This window comes from Pseudoxanthomonas winnipegensis (genome assembly GCF_030322905.1).
In the GTDB taxonomy this organism is placed as follows: domain Bacteria; phylum Pseudomonadota; class Gammaproteobacteria; order Xanthomonadales; family Xanthomonadaceae; genus Pseudoxanthomonas_A; species Pseudoxanthomonas_A winnipegensis.
Window position 1 is genome coordinate 3,848,143 of record NZ_CP095475.1, and the last position, 16,858, is coordinate 3,865,000.

Consider the following 16,858-nt stretch of genomic DNA (forward strand, 5'->3'; position numbering starts at 1 on the left):
ACAAGGGGCCCGTGGGGCGCTGCTCGAATCGAATCTACGAACGCCGCGATAAAAGACGTGTGAACCAAATGCCACGATTTGATGACAGCCGTCAAGCCGCGCGGCGCCGCTTTTTCCGGCGTTCGAGGGTCGGCTCGGACGAGCGGTCGCCGAAGCGGCGCGCACAGAGGATTGGCGAGAATTTGACCATCCCACCATGCGCCGGCGGATGGTGGCCGCGACGAGGCCTGCGTCCCGCGCATGGGTGACGGGCGGGTCATATCCGCCCGGACACCGCAACAGCGCGCGTCCGGGCGCATGCGTGCGACACAAGGCGCCACGCCCGTCGCCTCTGGTGCAGGACGGCGCGATGCACCCACCCGGGTCCGGCGGACTAGGTCAGCGCTCAGGGAGCTCGTCGGCGCGCGACAGGCAGCCAGGCATCCGATGCGACGGCCGCCGCCTGTACAGCACCGCTGTCAGACGATGACCTCATTCCGGACGTCCACCATCCCGCGGCCTGGCGCGAGGCAACGCTGGCGCCGCCGCCATCGGGTTGGTCACAATCGGATTGGAACGTTCCCAGGAGCCGCAGGATGTCGCAGCGCTGCACCACCTTCTACCTCGAGATGACCTCGCCGGACGCGCTGCGCGAGAAGCCGCAGCGGCCCGACCTGCAGATCGTCGAGTGCGAAGTCCCGCAACCCGAGCTCAACCGCTTCCTCTACGGGCTGGTCGGCAAGGACTGGAACTGGAGCGACATGAACCGCTGGAGCGAGGCCGACTGGCGCGCGCTGGTGGAGCAGGACAGCCACCGCACTTGGGTGGCTTATCACCGCGGCGCCATCGCCGGCTATTACGAGCTGTATCGCCCGGACGGGCGCAACGCCGAGATCCGCTACTTCGGCCTGGCCGGCGCGTTCCTGGGGCACGGCTTCGGCGGGCCGCTGCTGAGCCACGCCCTCCGCGCCGCCTGGGACTGGCCCGGCACCGAACGCGTCTGGGTCCATACCTGCACCCTCGACCACCCGGCCGCCCTGGCCAACTACCAGGCGCGCGGGCTGCGGATCTACAAGGAAGAACACGCGCCGCTTTGAGCCCGTCCAAACGGGGTCGGCGCGCTCCCTGATCGCCTGACTCCAGCCGCGGCGCCTGGGCCGGCACCCACAGGCACAGCCCCGGACCGTCCGCGAGAAACCGGTCGCAAGACCCGGAAGGCCGCGCGAAAGTGCGCGCGGGCCGGGTGCCAAAGGCCGCAGATGGCGCTCAGCGCGGCACGGATCAGGGGCGTCATCGGGGGAAGGGGCGAGTTTGGTCCCTGCCGACGGGCCTTTCGTCGCCGATTCCGTGGACTGGTCGCGTCCAGGCTGGCGCTCCGGGGGGCGCTGGGTATGCTCGGCCGCAACAGGTTTTCCAGGGGTCTGCACCGTGCTTCCGCGATTCTTCTTCTTCGTTCGTGTCGTGGGCGCGTGGCTGCTGACGCTGGCCATCGCCTTCCCGCTGTGGGCGGCGTTCTTCCACCAGTTCCAGGCGCCGCCGGGCGTGATCTTCTGGCTGCTGGCGATCGGGCTGCTGGTCTCGGCGACCATCCGCGTGATCGATCACCTGCACCGCGTGCGCGGCATGGCCGGCGAACTGGACGCGGCGACCCTGTCCAACCGCCAGCGCCGCGTGGTCGACCTGCCGATGGAAGCCGATGCCGCCTTCGCCCTGCTGGAAGGCGCGGTGCGCGAGCTGCCACGCATTACCGCGCTGCAGATCGTCCACGACAGCCTGCGCATCCAAGGCCAGGTGCCACGTCCGGGCTTCGAGCCGCAGCGCAGGATCGCCTGGTACAACCTGCCCGCGCTGTGCGCGATCAAGCGCGACGAAGTCCTGATCACCATCATGCCGGGCGAAGGCACCTGTCGCGCCAGCCTGCGTTGCGAACCCGATGCCGGTGCCTGGCGCGACCTGTACACCGTGGACAAGGGCGTCAACTACGAGCACATCGAGTCGCTGACCCGGGCCATCTCCCGGCGCGTGGCCGAGCGCCGACGCGCCGAACAGGCCGCCGCCGCGCACAACGCCACCGAGAAGGAACTCACCCAGGCGCGCCTGAACCTGCTGCAGGCGCAGGTGGAGCCGCATTTCCTCTACAACACGCTGGCCAATGCGCAGGTGCTGGCGGCCACCGACCCGCCGCGCGCCGAGCAGATGCTGGGGCACCTGATCCAGTATCTGCGCCGCTCGCTGCCGCGCGAAGAGAACGCGATGTCGCCGCTGGGCGAGGAACTGGAGCGCACCCGCGCCTACCTGGAGATCCTCAAGATCCGCATGGGCGCACGCCTGGACCCGCGCATCGAGGTGCCCGACGCGCTCCATGGCGTGCCGCTGCCGTCGATGATGCTGCAGACACTGGTGGAGAACGCCATCAAGCACGGCCTGGAGCCCAAGCCCGGCGGCGGCACGCTGTGGATCATGGCGCGCAGCATCGACGAGGGCATCGCGGTGACCGTGGCCGATGACGGCCTGGGCCTCGGCGGCGCGCACAACAGCGGCACCGGCATCGGCCTGACCAACCTGCGTGAGCGCCTGCGCCTGATCTACGGCCATGCGGCGAGTTTCTCGCTGACCTCCAACTTCCCCGCCGGCGTGGCCGCGACGCTGGTGCTGCCGCGCCCGCCGCCGGTCCGCGTGCCGCCCTCGCCGGCAGCGGCCACGCCGCCGCCGCTGCCGGCCGCACAGGCCTGCGCCGGAGCCGACGCCCATGGCTGAGTGCGTAGTCGCCGAAGACGAGGACCTGCTGCGCGCCGCGCTGGTCGCACAGCTGCGCCAGGCCTGGCCACAGCTGGGCATCGGCGCCGAATGCAGCGACGGCGCCAGCGCGCTGGAAGCCATCGCCGAGCGCCAGCCGGACGTGGCCTTCCTCGACATCCGCATGCCGGGCCTGACCGGCATCGAGGTGGCGCGCGCGGTCGCCGATGCCAGCCCGCGCACACAGGTCGTGTTCGTCACCGCCTACGACCAGTACGCGGTGGAAGCCTTCGAACACGGCGCGGTCGATTACCTGCTCAAGCCGGTCACGCGCGAACGCCTGGATGCCACGGTGCAGCGCCTGCAGGCGCGCACGCAGCCCTCGGCACCGGATGTGGCCGTGCTGGATGCGCTGCTGCAGCGGCTTGCCCCCAGCGCGCGCCCGGCCGCCGCGCCGCTGGCGTGGGTGACGGCCAGCACCGGGCGCGAGACGCGGCTGATCCTGATCGAGGACGTCGCCTACTTCCGCGCCGACCACAAGTACACCGTGGTGATGACCGCGGAGGGCGAGGCGTTGCTGCGCACGCCGCTGCGCGAGCTGCTGGGCGCGCTGGATCCGGCGGCGTTCAAGCAGATCCACCGCTCCACCATCGTCAACCTCAAGGCCGTGGCCTCGGTGATCCGCGACGACACCGGCAAGGGCCAGTTGAAGCTGCGCAACCGCCCGGAACTGCTGAGCGTCAGCCAGCCGTTCATGGGCTTGTTCAAGGGCATGTAGCACATCGCAGCGCGGCCGGTCTCGGGCGGCGCGACGACGGTTTCGCATCCTGGCCGAGCGGGACGGCCAGCCCCGGCCTGCCTGTGTGCCGGCCCACCGATCACATGACAAGGAGCGCGCCATGCGCCTGTTGACCTCGATCCTCTACTGCCTGCTTGCGCTGTTCGGCTGCCACGACGGCAGCAGCAGCACGTCCATCACGCGCAGCCAGCGCGACGGCGTGGATACGCTGTTCAGCCGGACCACGCGCGAGGCAGGCTCGGCGACGTTCCAGTGCGTGCGCAGCGCCAGTGGGCGCTGCCATTACCAGCTGTTCGAGGAGACCTGTCGCGTCGGCACCGACGACAAGCGCGCTTGCGCACGCACACCGGTGGACCAGTTCAGCCTGGGCGCCGGCGAGCAGCGCGTGTTCCAGGGCCTGGACATGCAGGTGAACGAATGCGTGCAGGCCGAAGCGCCCGGCCCGGGCACGCGCTGCGCGGGTTGAGGGGCACGCAGTGCCGCCAGGCCGGCGGCACTGCGCCTGCCATGCTCAGAACGTAGTGCCGATCGCCATCACCACGTTGTCGTGATCGGCCAGCACGTCGTAGGAGTTATCGCCCAGATAGTTCGTATACGCGACCGAGGCGAAGGCGTTGCCGGCGAACTTGGCCGCCAGCCCCAGCGAGACCGTCTTGCGGTCCTGCACCAGGGTGGCGTCCACCGCGTAGCCGTGCACGTCCTGGCCCCAGGTCAGGCTGGGCGACAGAGTGGTGCTGCCCACCGCGTAGTTGAGCTGGCCACGCACGCGATAGCCCCAGGCCATCTTGGTGAAGTAGCCCTTGTTCACGCAGCCCTGCGGGTTCTGCACCGCGCCGCAGCTGCCGTCGAAGCCCTGCGGCGAATAGCCCCAGGCGAAGCCACGGCCATAGCGCGCGACATCCAGCCCGGGCAGGTCCACGTGCTGCCAGGCCGCCTCGCCGACGATGACGCCGCTGCTGGCGCCCAGCACCGGCCCCAGCGTGCGCGTGACCGAGGCCTGCGCCTGCCACTTGTCGAAGCGGTCGTAGCCCTTGAGCAGGAAGCCCGGATCCTGGCCGGCGGTGCGCCCACCGACCGGCCCGCCGTTGCGGGTCAGCGCGGCGAACATGTCGGCGGTGTTGATCTGCACCGGCAGGTCCTGGGTGAAGCTGACCTCGCCGGCGAACTTCCACGCCCCGGCCTTGTGCGAGGCCGACAGGCCCATCAGGGTGAGATCCTCCGGGTACTCCCACGACTCGGTGATCGTGGACAGGCGCTGGGACAGCTGCGCGTAGGCCAGCGGCACGCCGTCGGCCGTCATGCGCGCGACCAGGGTCGGATCGGCGTTGGCCATGTTCGGCGTGGTGGCGTTGAGGATCGGCAGGCGCGAGTTGTAGCGCATCCAGTACAGGCCCAGCTCGGTGGCGATGGGCTTGATCGTGTAGTGCGCGGCCACGCCGTACTGGCCGCTGTCCTTGCCCTCGATGTCGCGCCCGCGCGGCAGGTAGGCGCCGACGGCGTTCATGTAGCCATCGCTCAGCCACTGCCCCGCACCGGGCGAATAGGCGTTGATCGGGTAATAGGCATTGGACTGCAGGCCCGAACAGCCGTTGTCGATGCCGATGTCCGCGCCGGACCAGAACGTGCCGCACGGATCCAGCTCGGTCGGGCGCCACTTCCACTGGTAGAAGGCCTCCACCGACACGCCGTTGTCGAAGCTGAGCTTGTTCCACCACAGCTCCACCGGCAGCTGGGCCTCGGTGGCCGGGTCGGTGCCGGGGCGGCGCAGCGTGGTGTAGTCGTAGGGATTGACCTGGTTGACGCCCTGGAAGAACACCCCCTCGCCCCACTTCACCCGCTGCTTGCCCAGGCGCGAATCCCACGTGGTGGATTCGCCCAGCTTGAAGCGGCCGTAGACATAGGCATCCAACAGCATCGCCCCGGAGAACTGGTTGGACTGGGAGAAGTCGTGGTCGCTCAGCGGCGCATTGCCCTTGAAGCCGCTGGGCTGGTTGCCCTGCGGCACGTCGTTGTCCTTCAGCGCGGTGTCGTACCAGGCGCGGCCACTGACGGCCACGCCCAAGTTGCGCCACTTCAGGTCGACCGCGGTGCTGAGCTTGAACAGCGAGGAATACACATCGCCGGCACCGTAGTTGAGGTTGCCGTCGTCCGCGGTATCGGCGCCATCGCCGCCCTTGGCCACGCCGTCGGACCGGAAGCCCTTGCCGACCAGGTGCTCCGAACGGCCGGTCGTGCGCACGCCCATGCCGTAGGTCGCGCGCGTGGTCCAGGTCCCGGTGACTTCCCCGTCGGCGAGCTTGAATTCAGCCGCATGCAGGGGCGCGGCGATGACGGTGGCCAGCAGGCACAGCACCGGCACGCGGCGGCGCGTGCGGGAGCGGGCGTTCGAGAGCGTCATGCGCGTTACCGATCCGTTAAAAACGGCGTGCTTTATAACACCGAAGACAGGCGCCGCCGCGCATGGTTGCAGCCGTGACCAACCCGCGGCCGGCACGCGCCCGGATCAGCCCGCCAGTTGCGCGGCCTCGATCACATGGCGCCCGGGACGCGCATTCAAGGCCGCATCGACCAGCGCCGCGGCGACGCCTTCGGCGGGACTGGGCCGGAAGCGGCGCGGCAGCACGGGCGAGAGGGCGTGCAGGGCCAGGCCGGCCAGGCGTTCGCCGGTGCGGCGCTGCGCGCGCTCGCCCTCGATCAGGCCGGGGCGCACCAGGGTCAGCGACGTGTAGCCCAGCGCCTCTAGGTCGCGCTCCACCTCGCCCTTGACCCGGGTGTAGAAGAAGCGCGAGGCGACATCGGCGCCGGTCGCCGAATTCAGCGCATAGGCCAGCGCCCCGCCGGACAGCGCATGGCGCGCGATCGCCACCGGATAGTCGTGGTCCACCCGCCTGAACGCCGTGCGCGAACCGGCCTGGCGCATCGTCGTCCCCAGCGCGCAGATCACGCTGTCCACCCGCCACCAGTCCGCATCGGCCGGCAGCGCGTCGAAATCCACCACCGGATTGAACAGGCGGGCGTGGGTCATCGGCAGCGGGCGGCGGGTCGGCGCCACCACCCGCGTGACCCGCTCGTCGAGCAGCAGCTGCGAGAGCGTCAGGCCGCCCACCAGCCCGGTCGCACCCGCCAACAGCACCTGCGTCATCGGGTGCGCCCTGCCCGGGGCCGGCTCAGGCATTGACGTCCACCACCACGCGCCCACGCACCTTGCCGGCGAACAGGTCGTCGGCCACCTGCGGCACCTCGGCCAGCGCCACCTGCGTGGTGACCGACGCCAGCAAGGCCGGATCCAGATCGCGGGCCAGACGCTGCCAGGCGGTTTCGCGCAGCGCCTGCGGCGCATCGACCGAATTGATGCCCGCCAGGGTGACGTTGCGCAGGATGAACGGCGCCACCGTCGTCGGCAGGTCCATGCCCTGGGCCAGCCCGCAGGCGGTGACCGTGCCACGCTCGCGGGTCTGCGCCAGCACGTTGGCCAGGGTGTGGCTACCGACGCTGTCCACCGCACCGGCCCAGCGCGCCTTCTGCAGCGGCTTGCCGGGCTCGCCCAGCGGGCCGCGTTCGATCACTTCGGCCGCGCCCAGCGCCTTGAGATGGTCGGCGTCCGCCATGCGCCCGGTCGAGGCGACCACGCGATAGCCCAGCTTGCCCAGCACGGCGATGGCCACCGAGCCCACGCCGCCATTGGCGCCGGTGACCAGCACCTCGCCCGCATCGGGGGTCAGGCCGTTGTGCTCCAGCGCCAGCACGCTGAGCATCGCCGTGTAGCCTGCGGTGCCGATCGCCATCGCCTGGCGCGTGTCGAAGGCGTCCGGCACGCGCACCAGCCAGTCGCCCGGCACGCGCGCGCGCTGGGCGAAACCGCCGTGGTGGGTCTGGCTCAGTCCCCAGCCGTTGACCAGCACCGCATCCCCGGGCTTGAAGCCGGCATGCGCCGACGCGAGCACACGCCCGGCCAGATCGATACCGGCAATCAACGGGAACACCTGCATGATCGGCGCCCGGCCTGTCACCGCCAGCGCGTCCTTGTAATTCACCGTGGAGTACTCGACCGCGACGGTGACATCGCCCTCCATCAGATCGCCGTCTTCCAGCGTCACCAGCTCCGGCTGTACCGCGCCGTCGCGCTTGTTCACGAGCAAGGCCTTGAATGCCATGACCCATCCTCCGACCGAAACAGGGCCCCATGCTAGCCAGCGCGGCGTGAGCACGGAATTGGTCAGCCGCGTACCGCGCTCGCTAGAATCCCTGCATTGCACGAAGCAATGCCATCGCCAGACCGCCCACATGCCAGGATCGGCGCCGCTCGCCACCGCCTTCGCCTCCCCCTCGACGCCGCACGGCCGCGTGAACCTGCTGTGGCCGGGGCTGGCCCTGGCCAGCCTGGCGACCTTCGTCGCCGTGACCATCGTGGTCCACCTGCTGCGCTCGGATCTGGATGTGGTGCGCAATCAGATGAGCCTGTATCTGATCGGGCCCTGGGGCCATCTGCTCCAGTCCGCCTACTGCGTGCTCAGCGTCGGCATGCTGGCGCTGATCTTCGGGCTGCGCGGCAGCCTGCATCCGCGCGCACGCGGCCGGATGCCGATGGCGCTGTTCGTCACCGCCGCGCTGGCCCTGTGCATCACCGCCTATGCGTGGATGGACATGCCCGGCGCGCATACCACCGTGCAGGGGCGCATCCACGTGGGCGCGGCGAGCACGGCCTTCGTCTGCGCCACGGTCGGCCTGATGTGGCAGGCCCACGACTTTCGCCACGACGCCTACTGGCGGGCGCACCGGCGCTGGGCGCTGCCGTGGGCGGCGCTGTGCTTCCTGGCGATCTGGGCGATGGCCTGGTGCCCACCGCCGCTGACCGGACTGGGACAGAAGTCGGTGATCGTGCTGATCCTGGGCTGGCTGATGGCCGTGTCGCTGTGCCTGGTGCGCCGCGGGCGCGGCGCCGCCTAAGCGAAGGCCTTCAGTGCGCGGCGGACTTGCCGCGCACCTTGCCGACCAGCTGCACCACGCCCAGCACGATCGCGCCGGCCAGCACGCCGATCAGGGCGTTGTAGAGCATGCCCGCCACGCTGGCGGCCATACCGCTCAGGCTCAGGCCTTCGATGAGGTGATGCAGCGGGCCGATGTTGTGCACCAGGATGCCGCCGCCGACCAGGAACATCGCGATGGTGCCGGCGATGGACAGGAACTTCATCAGCAACGGCGCGGCCACCAGCAGGCCACGGCCGATCGATGCCAGCGCGGCGCCCTTGCGCGAGAGCCACAGGCCCAGGTCGTCCAGCTTCACGATCGCCCCGACCAGGCCGTACACGCCGACGGTCATCAGCAGCGCGATCAGCGCCAGCACGATCACCTCCTCGACGAAGGTCGGCGGCGGCGTGCGCTCGCTCAGCACGCCCAGCGAGAGCACGATGATCTCGGCGGACAGGATGAAATCGGTCCGCACCGCGCCCTTGATCTTGTCCTTCTCGAACGCGACCACGTCCACGCGCTCATCGGCCAGGGCGCGCGCCTCCTGCGCATGATGCGCGGCGTCCTCGTCCGTCGAATGCAGGAACTTGTGCGCCAGCTTCTCCACGCCTTCAAAGCACAGATACGCGCCGCCGATCATCATCAGATAAGGGATCGCCACCGGCAGCCAGACGCTGATCGCCAGCGCCACCGGCACCAGGATCGCCTTGTTCAGCAGCGAGCCCTTGGCCACCGCCCACACCACCGGCAGTTCGCGGTTGGCCTTGACCCCGGTGACCTGCTGGGCGTTGAGCGCCAGGTCGTCGCCGAGCACACCGGCGGTCTTCTTCGCGGCGACCTTGGTCATCACCGCCACGTCGTCGAGCATGGTGGCGATATCGTCGAGCAGGGTGAACAGGCTGGCTCCGGCCATTGTGCGGGTCGTCCTGAAGAGGGGGACGGGCATTGTGCATGCCCCCCCATGTCTGCGCACCTGACTCACGCGTCATGTCCTAGGCTCGCAAGCCCCTCCCGGACAGGACCGACGCATGCAGCAGTTCCTCGGCGCACCGCGCGCCATCGTCGCCGACCTCCTCAACGCCACCGCGCAGCTGATGCCGCTGCGGATGAGCGCACCCGATTCGGGCATGCGCATCGTGCTGCAGGCCGAGCCCGACGCCGCGAAGGTGGCGGTGCTCTCCGGCGGCGGCTCCGGTCACGAACCCGCCCATGCCGGCTTCGTCGGCCCGGGCATGCTGACCGGCGCCATCGCCGGCGACCTGTTCGCCTCGCCCGGTGTCGAAGCGGTCCTGGCCGCGATCCACGCCTGCCGCCAGGCGCCCGGCGTGCTGCTGGTGATCAAGAACTACACCGGCGATCGGCTCAACTTCGGCCTGGCCGCCGAACGTGCGCGCGCCGAAGGCATCGACGTGGCCACCGTGCTGGTGCGCGACGACATCGCCCTGCCCGACGCCGCCCAGCCACGCGGCCTGGCCGGCACGGTGCTGGTGCACAAGTATGTCGGGCATCTGGCGGCGCAGGGCGTGGCGCTGGCGCAGATCGCCGAACGCGGGCAGGCCTTCGCCGACCGCCTGCTGTCGCTGGGCATGGCGCTCTCCAGCGCCACCGTGCCCGGCCAGCACCAGGGCAAGCGCTCGCCCGAACTCGGCCTGGGCATCCACAACGAACCGGGCGCGCGCAAGGTCGATCCGCAGTCACTGCAGGATGCGCTCGACCTCGTGCTCTCGCCGTTGCTGGAGGGCGCCGACGCCCGCCTGGGCGCCGACGCGCCGCTGGTGGTGTTTCTCAACGACCTGGGCGGCTGCTCCACGCAGGAGCTCGGCAGCCTGGCCAATGGCGTGATCGCTCGCATCGGCCTGGAACGCATCGCCGTGATGGTGCGGCCGGCGGCGCTGATGACCTCGATGGACATGCACGGATTCTCGATCACCCTGGGCCCGGCCGACGCCGACGTGCTCGAGGCCCTGCGCGCGCCGGTCGAAACGCTGGCCTGGCCCGGCGTCTCAACGCCGCGACCGGTGACCTACTTCGAACCCGAGCGCCCCCAATCCGAACATGCCCCCGGCAGCGGCCATCGCGATGCCAAGCGCGCCAATGCACTGAAGCAGGCCGCGCAGACCCTGCTGGCAGCCAAGGAAGAACTGGATGCGCTCGATGCCAAGGTCGGAGACGGCGACGCCGGATCCACCTTCGCCCAAGGCGCTGCCGCCGTGCTCGCGGCGCTGGAGGCGGACGCGCTAAGCACCGGCGAACAGGCACGCCTGGCGCAGGAACTGGCGGCCCTGATCGAACACAGCATGGGCGGGTCCAGCGGCGTGCTGCTGTCGATCATGCTCACCGCCGCCGCGCAGGCGATGGCGGAAGCCGCGTCCTGGCCCGAGGCGCTGGAGCGCGGCATCGCCCGCATGCAGGAGACCGGCGGCGCCCGCCAGGGCGATCGCACCATGCTCGACGCCCTCATTCCCGCCATCGCCGCGCTGCGCGAACGGCCCGGCGACCTGGAGGCCGCAGCTAAAGCAGCCCGCGAGGGCGCAGCCGCCACGGCGACGATGCAGAAAGCCCAGGCCGGCCGCTCGGCCTCTGTGCGTGCCGAAGCGCTGGAAGGCGTTGTCGACCCCGGTGCGGAAGCGGTGGCGCGTGCCTTCGAGGCGTTCGCGCAGGCGGCGACCTCAGCGCGCAGCGCTTGATCCGTGAGGCTTGCCGATTCGGGCGCATCGGCCGCAGCGCTGCATCTGCGACGTTTGTACCGCTGATCGCAGCCTCAGCGCCCACGCCCGGCCCATAACGCAGAACGGCCGGGCAATGCCCGGCCGTTCTGTCGGTCTCACGAAGCGCTGCGGATCAGCGGCGGACGCACTGCTTCTCCACGACGCGATCGCCGTGATCGATCTGGTGGTTGCCCTGGATCGTGCGACCGGCCGCGCCGCCGGCGATGGCGCCGCCGACCGTGGCCAGCTTCTTGCCGTTGCCGCCACCAATCTGGTTACCCAGCAGACCGCCGACCACGGCGCCCGTGGCGGTGCCCAGGATCCGGTTGGAATCCTTGCTGTTCTTGCGGACCTCGACGTTCTTGCAGACCACGCGCGTGCCGTCGTTGAAACGACGGCCCTCGTCCTGCGGCCCGTAGCGCTGGGCCATGGCCGAGGTGGCGATCCCCAGCAGACCAGCGCACACCAACAGGCGGGAAGCATGGATGTGGGACTGACCTGCGTACGGACTTTGTAGCCACTCAGGCGGTGAGTCCTGTGGTGATGGTATCGGGTTCGGACCAGTTCCGGCGGATGCTTGCCGGGGGCTTGTAGCCATGTGCGCTGTGTGGCCTGCGCTCGTTGTAGAACTGCCGCCAGCGCTCGATCAGCACCTTGGCCTCGGCCCGGCTGCGGAACCATTCGCGGTTCAGCAACTCGTCGCGCAGTTTGCCGTTGAAGCTCTCCACGAAGCCGTTCTGCCACGGACTGCCCGGGGCGATGAAGGCTGGGCCGATCGCGGCATCGCGCAGCCAGCGCATGACCTTCGCCGCAGTGAACTCGGCGCCGTTGTCCGAGCGCACGAACGCCGGCTTGCCGTACAGCCGCATCAGCCGCGACAGGGTCAGGACCACGTCCTGCGCCCGCAGGCTGGCCCCGACCTCGATGGCCAGGCATTCCCGTGTGTACTCGTCGATCACGCACAGCAGCTTCAGGCTGCGACCATCCACCATCTGGTCGTGCACGAAGTCGTAGCTCCACACGGCGTTGGGCCGGACCGCGCCGGGCAGGCGGATATCGCTGCCGCTGCGCCGGCGCCGCGGACGCCGACGCGGGATGTTCAGACCCAGCGAACGCCACAGGCGCCGGACCCGGGCCTCCCCCACGCCAAGCCAGGCCGCCATCCGCCGGTAGCCGAACCGCGGCACCTGCGGCGACGCCGCCAGCAGTCGCTCGGCCAGGGGCTTGTCCGCAGCCGGCTGGCGAAGCGCATAGCCGGCAATCCGCCGGCTCAGGTCCAGGTAGCGGCAGGCCTTGCGCTGCGACAGTCCCCGACGGGTCAACGCGACCAATGCAGCGCGTCGCCCCGACGGGGATGTCATTTTTTTCGGACGATCTCCTTCATCCCGTCGATCACCAGCATCTGCTCGGCCACCAACCGCTTGAGCCGGGCGTTCTCCGATTCAAGATCCTTCAGCCGCCTGGCGTCCGGCACGTCCATCCCGCCGAAGCGATTGCGCCAGCGGAAGAACGTCTGCTCGCTGATGTTGTGCTTCTTGCACAGCACCTTGATCGGTGCCGCGCCCGCTTCCGCTTCGCGCAGGATCGCGATGACCTGCTCATCGGTGAAACGCTTCTTCATGAGTTCTCCTTGCCTGTCGAGGGTAGAGAACTCACCTGCCGGTCGGCTACATGATTCGTCTCAGGTCAGGACTTCTTCATGGCAAACCTCGCTTGCGTAACGATACGTGCGGCCATGAAGCCACCCGACATTGCAATCTCCGGTGAAAAACAGGCGACCTGGCGCCACATGTTTAACCGCTGGACTGCAGCGTATGCGCCGGGTGAGTGTAGACGTGAGTCAGGCAGCTTCTCTCTGCTGCTAGCAAGGCCAGAGCCACCACTACGAGCCGCGAGGCCCGCTTCAGAAGCGTTCCGGCAACGACCGTCGGTGCGGCTCTTCGACTCGGTCCTGCCCTTGCCGTCCCGCTCTCCGTTGCATGCCATTCGGTTTCGGGCTCAAGGGCACCGCTTCCCTCCGATCCGCCCGCATCGAACGCTCGGGCGTATTGCCTGGCTCTCTGCGTTGCGCCCGCTGCCGGGCGGCAGCGTTGCTTTTCCCAGGCGCAAAAGAAGACCCCCTCAGATCGTTGGATCTGAGGGGGTCTGGGGTAAGACCCTGGCGATGACCTACTCTTGCATGGCTTAAGCCACACTACCATCGGCGCAGCTGCGTTTCACTTCCGAGTTCGGGATGGGATCGGGTGGGACCACAGCGCTAATTTCACCAGGGAGACGGTTGGAGCGTCGCCATCCGATACAGCTGGATTAGGCGCTCAGTCTCGCGTAGTTACTTGTGATGTAGAGAGTGTTTAGTGAGCATCGACGTGCGTCGAGGCTAAGGTGGTCTTCGCGAGGGCGAAGCCACTTGAGGTTATATGGTCAAGCCACACGGATCATTAGTATCAGTTAGCTCAACGCCTTACAGCGCTTACACACCTGACCTATCAACCACCTAGTCTTGATGGTTCCTTTAGGGGACTTGTGTCCCGGGAGATCTCATCTTGAGGCGCGCTTCCCGCTTAGATGCTTTCAGCGGTTATCGCTTCCGAACATAGCTACCCGGCAGTGCCACTGGCGTGACAACCGGAACACCAGAGGTTCGTCCACTCCGGTCCTCTCGTACTAGGAGCAGCCCCTCTCAAATCTCCAACGCCCATGGCAGATAGGGACCGAACTGTCTCACGACGTTCTGAACCCAGCTCGCGTACCACTTTAAATGGCGAACAGCCATACCCTTGGGACCGACTACAGCCCCAGGATGTGATGAGCCGACATCGAGGTGCCAAACACCGCCGTCGATATGAACTCTTGGGCGGTATCAGCCTGTTATCCCCGGAGTACCTTTTATCCGTTGAGCGATGGCCCTTCCATACAGAACCACCGGATCACTAAGACCTACTTTCGTACCTGCTTGATCCGTCGATCTTGCAGTCAAGCACGCTTATGCCTTTGCACACAGTGCGCGATGTCCGACCGCGCTGAGCGTACCTTCGTGCTCCTCCGTTACTCTTTGGGAGGAGACCGCCCCAGTCAAACTACCCACCATACATGGTCCCCGATCCGGATAACGGACCTAGGTTAGAACGTCAAGCACATCAGGGTGGTATTTCAAGGTTGGCTCCACTGCAGCTAGCGCCACAGTTTCATAGCCTCCCACCTATCCTACACAGACGAACTCAACGTTCAATGTAAAGCTATAGTAAAGGTTCACGGGGTCTTTCCGTCTTGCCACGGGAACGCTGCATCTTCACAGCGATTTCAATTTCACTGAGTCTCGGGTGGAGACAGCGCCGCTGTCGTTACGCCATTCGTGCAGGTCGGAACTTACCCGACAAGGAATTTCGCTACCTTAGGACCGTTATAGTTACGGCCGCCGTTTACTGGGGCTTCGATCAAGAGCTTCGCCTTGCGGCTGACCCCATCAATTAACCTTCCAGCACCGGGCAGGCGTCACACCCTATACGTCCACTTTCGTGTTTGCAGAGTGCTGTGTTTTTGATAAACAGTCGCAGCGGCCTGGTCACTTCGGCCTCCCCCAGCTATTCACCAGAAGAGGCGCACCTTCTCCCGAAGTTACGGTGCTATTTTGCCTAGTTCCTTCACCCGAGTTCTCTCAAGCGCCTGAGAATTCTCATCCTACCCACCTGTGTCGGTTTACGGTACGGTCTGCGTAAGCTGAAGCTTAGGAGCTTTTCCTGGAAGCGTGATATCAGCAGCTTCGCCCTAAAGGGCTGGTCCTTCGTCTCAACGTTGCTCCCCCGGATTTGCCAAAGGGAACCGCCTCAACGCTCTCACCAGGACAACCAACGCCTGGCCTGCCTAACCTTCTCCGTCCCTCCATCGCACTTACGCGAGGTGCAGGAATATTAACCTGCTTCCCATCGACTACGGCTTTCGCCCTCGCCTTAGGGACCGACTAACCCTGCGTCGATTAACGTTGCGCAAGGAAACCTTGGGCTTTCGGCGTGCGGGCTTTTCACCCGCATTATCGTTACTCATGTCAGCATTCGCACTTCCGATACCTCCAGCGGACTTCTCAATCCACCTTCGCAGGCTTACGGAACGCTCCTCTACCGCGCATCACAAAGTGATGCACCCCAAGCTTCGGTTTCGTGCTTAGCCCCGTTAAATCTTCCGCGCAGACCGACTCGACCAGTGAGCTATTACGCTTTCTTTAAAGGGTGGCTGCTTCTAAGCCAACCTCCTGGCTGTCTGTGCCTTTCCACATCGTTTTCCACTTAGCACGAAATTTGGGACCTTAGCTGTGGGTCTGGGTTGTTTCCCTTTTCACGACGGACGTTAGCACCCGCCGTGTGTCTCCCATACAGTCCGTCTTGGTATTCGGAGTTTGCAATGGTTTGCTAATCCGCGATGGACCGCTAGCCATAACAGTGCTCTACCCCCAAGAGGATACATATGAGGCGCTACCTAAATAGCTTTCGAGGAGAACCAGCTATCTCCGGGTTCGATTAGCTTTTCACTCCTAATCACAGCTCATCCCCGTCTTTTGCAACAGACGTGGGTTCGGGCCTCCAGTACCTGTTACGGCACCTTCACCCTGGCCATGACTAGATCACCCGGTTTCGGGTCTACTGCCCGCGACTATGCGCCCTTATCAGACTCGGTTTCCCTTCGCCTCCCCTACACGGTTAAGCTTGCCACGAACAGTAAGTCGCTGACCCATTATACAAAAGGTACGCAGTCACCCCTTGCGAGGCTCCTACTGCTTGTACGCACACGGTTTCAGGATCTATTTCACTCCCCTCTCCGGGGTTCTTTTCGCCTTTCCCTCACGGTACTGGTTCACTATCGGTCGGTCAGGAGTATTTAGCCTTGGAGGATGGTCCCCCCATGTTCAGACAGGGTTTCTCGTGCCCCGCCCTACTCGTCTTCACTGATATGGCCCTTTCAAATACAGGGCTGTCACCTTCTATGGCCAGTCTTTCCAGACTGTTCTTCTAAAACCATATCAGCTTAAGGGCTGTTCCCCGTTCGCTCGTCACTACTCAGGGAATCTCGGTTGATTTCTTTTCCTCCGGTTACTTAGATATTTCAGTTCACCGGGTTTGCCTCCAGCAGCTATGTATTCACTGCAGGATACTGCCGAAGCAGTGGGTTTCCCCATTCGGACATTGCGGGATCAATGCTTGTTGCCAGCTCCCCCACACTTTTCGCAGGCTGCCACGTCCTTCATCGCCTCTGACCGCCAAGGCATCCACCGTGTGCGCTTATTCGCTTGACCATATAACCTCAAGTTGCCTCGAGGTCCTTTTTCAGCACCGGACGGATCCTGTGCTGTTGCCAGGGGGTACAAAGCCCCGGCGCGAATATAACGACTCACAATCAGGGGATCTCTCCCCCGCCTTAGCCTCACGACACGTCTAGATGATCATCTAAAACGCTCGCTACATCACAAGTTGTTAAAGAGCAGAACACAGGCCTCAACGCCCGCGCTCAAACTTTGAAATTCGTATGCGCAATCAAGACATCCAGAGTGGTGGGTCTGGGAGGACTCGAACCACCGACCTCACCCTTATCAGGGGTGCGCTCTAACCACCTGAGCTACAGACCCAATGAATCGTGCTGACAGATGGTGGAGCCTGTCGGGATCGAACCGACGACCCCC

Annotated in this window: 12 protein-coding genes, 2 tRNA genes and 2 rRNA genes (1 of these 16 cut by a window edge); 6 read left to right on the forward strand and 10 right to left on the reverse strand. The window is 66.4% G+C overall.

Features of this window, described 5'->3' with window-relative positions; genetic code table 11:
* Positions 1-575 precede the first annotated feature (575 nt).
* From MWN52_RS16960 to MWN52_RS16975, 4 genes are all read left to right on the forward strand, one after another.
* Positions 576-1,076 carry a GNAT family N-acetyltransferase gene (locus tag MWN52_RS16960; RefSeq protein WP_286575620.1) on the forward strand — a complete coding sequence of 167 codons (501 nt, stop codon included), beginning with the start codon at positions 576-578 and terminating at the stop codon, positions 1,074-1,076.
* A 331-nt stretch (positions 1,077-1,407) separates the two neighbouring features.
* The gene (locus MWN52_RS16965; RefSeq protein WP_286575621.1) at positions 1,408-2,736 is read left to right on the forward strand and encodes a sensor histidine kinase; all 1,329 of its coding nucleotides are present in this window, start codon (positions 1,408-1,410) and stop codon (positions 2,734-2,736) included.
* Positions 2,729-3,493, forward strand: coding sequence for a LytR/AlgR family response regulator transcription factor (locus MWN52_RS16970; protein WP_286575622.1), 765 nt, complete (start codon positions 2,729-2,731; stop codon positions 3,491-3,493). Before MWN52_RS16965 ends, MWN52_RS16970 begins: the two co-directional genes overlap by 8 nt.
* A 121-nt stretch (positions 3,494-3,614) precedes the next feature.
* Positions 3,615-3,980: a hypothetical protein gene (locus MWN52_RS16975; RefSeq protein ID WP_286575623.1), complete on the forward strand. Its 366-nt coding sequence runs from the start codon at positions 3,615-3,617 to the stop codon at positions 3,978-3,980.
* A 45-nt stretch (positions 3,981-4,025) separates the two neighbouring features.
* Here MWN52_RS16975 and MWN52_RS16980 read toward each other — a convergent pair whose 3' ends face one another.
* The 3 genes from MWN52_RS16980 to acuI form a co-directional block, all read right to left on the reverse strand.
* Complete coding sequence (locus MWN52_RS16980; protein WP_286575624.1) at positions 4,026-5,912, reverse strand: DUF1302 domain-containing protein; 1,887 nt, start codon at positions 5,910-5,912, stop codon at positions 4,026-4,028.
* Between the two features lie 105 nt (positions 5,913-6,017).
* The gene (locus tag MWN52_RS16985) at positions 6,018-6,656 is read right to left on the reverse strand and encodes a Rossmann-fold NAD(P)-binding domain-containing protein (RefSeq protein ID WP_286575625.1); all 639 of its coding nucleotides are present in this window, start codon (positions 6,654-6,656) and stop codon (positions 6,018-6,020) included.
* A gap of 25 nt (positions 6,657-6,681) precedes the next feature.
* On the reverse strand, positions 6,682-7,668 hold the full coding sequence (gene acuI, locus MWN52_RS16990) for an acrylyl-CoA reductase (NADPH) (RefSeq protein WP_286575626.1): 987 nt from the start codon (positions 7,666-7,668) through the stop codon (positions 6,682-6,684).
* Between the two features lie 130 nt (positions 7,669-7,798).
* On the opposite strand from acuI, the gene MWN52_RS16995 reads away from it, so the two are divergent.
* Complete coding sequence (locus tag MWN52_RS16995; protein WP_286575627.1) at positions 7,799-8,461, forward strand: DUF998 domain-containing protein; 663 nt, start codon at positions 7,799-7,801, stop codon at positions 8,459-8,461.
* A gap of 10 nt (positions 8,462-8,471) precedes the next feature.
* Here the strand turns inward: MWN52_RS16995 and MWN52_RS17000 are convergent, their stop codons facing one another.
* Positions 8,472-9,395, reverse strand: a complete 924-nt coding sequence (locus MWN52_RS17000) for a DUF808 domain-containing protein (RefSeq protein ID WP_286575628.1) — start codon at positions 9,393-9,395, stop codon at positions 8,472-8,474.
* Positions 9,396-9,510: 115 nt separating this feature from the next.
* Here MWN52_RS17000 and MWN52_RS17005 point away from each other — a divergent pair, with 115 nt between their 5' ends.
* Entirely contained in the window at positions 9,511-11,169 is a 1,659-nt protein-coding gene (locus MWN52_RS17005; RefSeq protein WP_286575629.1) for a dihydroxyacetone kinase subunit DhaK, read from the forward strand.
* Positions 11,170-11,323: 154 nt separating this feature from the next.
* Here the strand turns inward: MWN52_RS17005 and MWN52_RS17010 are convergent, their stop codons facing one another.
* From MWN52_RS17010 to MWN52_RS17035, 6 genes are all read right to left on the reverse strand, one after another.
* Positions 11,324-11,620, reverse strand: a complete 297-nt coding sequence (locus MWN52_RS17010) for a glycine zipper 2TM domain-containing protein (RefSeq protein WP_286577781.1) — start codon at positions 11,618-11,620, stop codon at positions 11,324-11,326.
* Between the two features lie 91 nt (positions 11,621-11,711).
* A protein-coding gene (locus MWN52_RS17015) for an IS3 family transposase (RefSeq protein ID WP_286574530.1) occupies positions 11,712-12,811 on the reverse strand; the annotation gives its coding sequence in 2 pieces (ribosomal slippage) (positions 11,712-12,562 and positions 12,562-12,811; 1,101 coding nt in all).
* A gap of 535 nt (positions 12,812-13,346) precedes the next feature.
* A 5S ribosomal RNA gene (rrf, locus tag MWN52_RS17020) occupies positions 13,347-13,461 on the reverse strand.
* 146 nt (positions 13,462-13,607) lie between these two features.
* Positions 13,608-16,474, reverse strand: a 23S ribosomal RNA gene (locus MWN52_RS17025).
* A 253-nt stretch (positions 16,475-16,727) separates the two neighbouring features.
* A tRNA-Ile gene (locus MWN52_RS17030) sits at positions 16,728-16,804 on the reverse strand.
* A gap of 19 nt (positions 16,805-16,823) precedes the next feature.
* A tRNA-Ala gene (locus tag MWN52_RS17035) sits at positions 16,824-16,858 on the reverse strand; it runs 41 nt beyond the window's last position.

Excerpts from the sequence above, each read along its gene's own strand:
- MWN52_RS16960 (WP_286575620.1), top strand. The coding sequence starts at position 576 with ATGTCGCAGCGCTGCACCACCTTCTACCTCGAGATGACCTCGCCGGAC.
- MWN52_RS16970 (WP_286575622.1), top strand. The coding sequence starts at position 2,729 with ATGGCTGAGTGCGTAGTCGCCGAAGACGAGGACCTGCTGCGCGCCGCG.
- MWN52_RS16975 (WP_286575623.1), top strand. The coding sequence starts at position 3,615 with ATGCGCCTGTTGACCTCGATCCTCTACTGCCTGCTTGCGCTGTTCGGC.
- MWN52_RS16980 (WP_286575624.1), bottom strand. The coding sequence starts at position 5,912 with ATGACGCTCTCGAACGCCCGCTCCCGCACGCGCCGCCGCGTGCCGGTG.
- MWN52_RS16985 (WP_286575625.1), bottom strand. The coding sequence starts at position 6,656 with ATGACGCAGGTGCTGTTGGCGGGTGCGACCGGGCTGGTGGGCGGCCTG.
- acuI (WP_286575626.1), bottom strand. The coding sequence starts at position 7,668 with ATGGCATTCAAGGCCTTGCTCGTGAACAAGCGCGACGGCGCGGTACAG.
- MWN52_RS16995 (WP_286575627.1), top strand. The coding sequence starts at position 7,799 with ATGCCAGGATCGGCGCCGCTCGCCACCGCCTTCGCCTCCCCCTCGACG.
- MWN52_RS17000 (WP_286575628.1), bottom strand. The coding sequence starts at position 9,395 with ATGGCCGGAGCCAGCCTGTTCACCCTGCTCGACGATATCGCCACCATG.
- MWN52_RS17005 (WP_286575629.1), top strand. The coding sequence starts at position 9,511 with ATGCAGCAGTTCCTCGGCGCACCGCGCGCCATCGTCGCCGACCTCCTC.
- MWN52_RS17010 (WP_286577781.1), bottom strand. The coding sequence starts at position 11,620 with ATGGCCCAGCGCTACGGGCCGCAGGACGAGGGCCGTCGTTTCAACGAC.